This window comes from Streptomyces sp. NPDC058955 (assembly GCF_042741435.1).
Lineage (GTDB): Bacteria > Actinomycetota > Actinomycetes > Streptomycetales > Streptomycetaceae > Streptomyces.
The window spans coordinates 4,096-6,041 of sequence record NZ_JBHYKM010000209.1; the positions used below are offsets into that span (position 1 = coordinate 4,096).

A 1,946-nucleotide genomic window follows, 5' to 3' on the forward strand; every position below is an offset into this window, starting at 1 on the left:
CCCCACCGCCCCCCCCCCCCCCCCCCGCCGCCCCCCCCCGCCCCCGCCCCCCCCCCCCCCCCCCCGCCCCCCCCCCCCCCCCGGGGGCCCCCCCCCCCCGGGAGGCGACCCGGGGGAGGCCCGCAGGGCGGAGACGAGGCGCAGCAGCCGGTCCTCGTTGCCCACCAGGCCCGCCGCGCTCAGCGCCTCGTCGGCCTCCGCCATCGGGTTCGTCAGCATCACCCCCGCGTACGGGGCGAGCCGCGGGTCCGTCAGCACGGCCTGGGTGGATTCGAGGAGGCGCAGATACGCCTGGGCCGCGGCGCGCTCGGTGGCGGTGATGGTGGTGGTCATGTCGGGCTCCCTCTCGACGGCTTGACGCACCCCACCCTCTCGCACGGGTCTGACAATGCCCCTCAGGCCCGCCCGCGCACCCGCGTGAGAAGCCGCTCCAGGAAGACCCGCTGCCCCGCGACGAGCAGCGGTTCCGCGGCCTCCGGCGCGAACCAGCCCACCCGGTCCAGCTCCGGGAACTCGGCGCGGACGCCCGAGCGGGGCGGCCATTCCAGGGTGAAGGTGCCCGGCACCACGGCCGCCGGATCCAGGTCGCCCTCCACCGCCCACACGGTGACGGTCTTTCCGCCCGCCTGCCGGACCTCCCCGAGGGCGAGCCAGTCGCCGTCCGGGACCGGCAGCCCCAGCTCCTCCCGGAACTCGCGGCGGGCCGCGTCCTCGGGAGCCTCCTCCGGCCCGTACTCGCCCTTGGGCACCGTCCAGGCGGCCTCCTCGCGGCGCGCCCAGAACGGCCCGCCCATGTGCCCGATGAGGACCTCGATCCCGCCGTCCCCCGTCCGTCGGAAGACGAGCAGACCCGCACTGCGTGTGACCGGCATGCCGTCAGTCTGACGGCGTCGGGCCCGCCCCGCGGCCGAGGGCGCGTCAGGCCGGTGTGTCGCGCTCCGGATCGGCTGCTCCGCCGGAGAGGTGGGCCAGGACGGCGCCGGCGACCGCCCGGCCCTGCGCGGCGGCCCGCAGCGCGGGCACGCCGGCGTGCGGCAGGCCGCCCGCCGCGAACACCCCCGCCACCCCGGTCCGCAGCGCCGCGTCCACCAGCGGGCCCCGGCCGCCGGGCGCCGGCGGCAGGCCGCCCGCGCGGGCCAGTTCGTGCTCCGGGATCCAGTCGCCGGTCAGGACGAGCGTGTCGCACCGCACGCTCCGCGTCCGCCCGTCCCGGCCCCGGACCGTCACCCCGTCCAGCCGCCCCCGGCCGGTCAGCTCCGTCACCACCGTCCCCGCGAGCACCGGCACGTCCCGGACGCCGGTCGCCGCCCGCGGCCCCTCGACCACCACGGCCGCGACCGCGACGCCCGCGCGGCGCAGCAGCCGGACGGCGTGCCCGGCCACCGGGTCGTCGCCGACGACGACGGCCCGTCGCCCGATCCGCTCCGGGCGCGCGCCGAACAGGGCCACCGTCCGCTGCAGCTCACCGGTCGTCAGCACCCCCAGGGCGCGGGTGCCGGGCAGCAGCCGGGCCGGCCGGGACCGTTCGCGGGCGCCCGTCGCCAGCACCACCGCCCGCGCGGCGATCGTCTCCAGGCCGGTCGGCGCGGTCGTCTCCAGCCGCAGCGGGCCCGCCCAGCCGGTGGCCGACACCCCGGTCCGCACGACGGCGCCGGCCCGGCGCGCCGCCCGCACCGCCCGGCGCGCGTACCCCGGGCCGTCCAGGGCGCGCCCGCGCGCGTCCGCGCCGAAACCGGTGCGCGGGCAGTGGCGGGGCGCGCCGCCCGCCTCCGGCTCCCGCTCCAGGACCTCGATCCGTCCGGCGCCGGCCGCCGCGAGCACGGCCGCCGCGGCGAGCCCCGCCGGGGCCCCGGCCGCCCCCCCCCCCCCCGCCCCCCCCGCCCCCCCCGCCCCCGGGGGGGGCGCGGGGGGCCCGGCCCCCCCCCCCCCCCACCCGCACCCCCCAC

At 81.6% G+C, this 1,946-nt stretch carries 3 protein-coding genes; all 3 read right to left on the minus strand.

Features of this window, described 5'->3' with window-relative positions:
• The coding region (locus tag ACFW1I_RS37660; protein WP_384678521.1) for a hypothetical protein at positions 1 to 333 on the minus strand (333 nt) is incomplete at its 3' end.
• A 62-nt stretch (positions 334 to 395) separates the two neighbouring features.
• The gene (locus tag ACFW1I_RS37665; RefSeq protein ID WP_384678523.1) at positions 396 to 872 is read right to left on the minus strand and encodes an NUDIX domain-containing protein; all 477 of its coding nucleotides are present in this window, start codon (positions 870 to 872) and stop codon (positions 396 to 398) included.
• Between the two features lie 46 nt (positions 873 to 918).
• Positions 919 to 1,821 (minus strand): FAD-dependent oxidoreductase, encoded by a 903-nt coding sequence (locus ACFW1I_RS37670; RefSeq protein ID WP_384678525.1) that lies wholly within the window; start codon positions 1,819 to 1,821, stop codon positions 919 to 921.
• Positions 1,822 to 1,946: the final 125 nt, after the last annotated feature.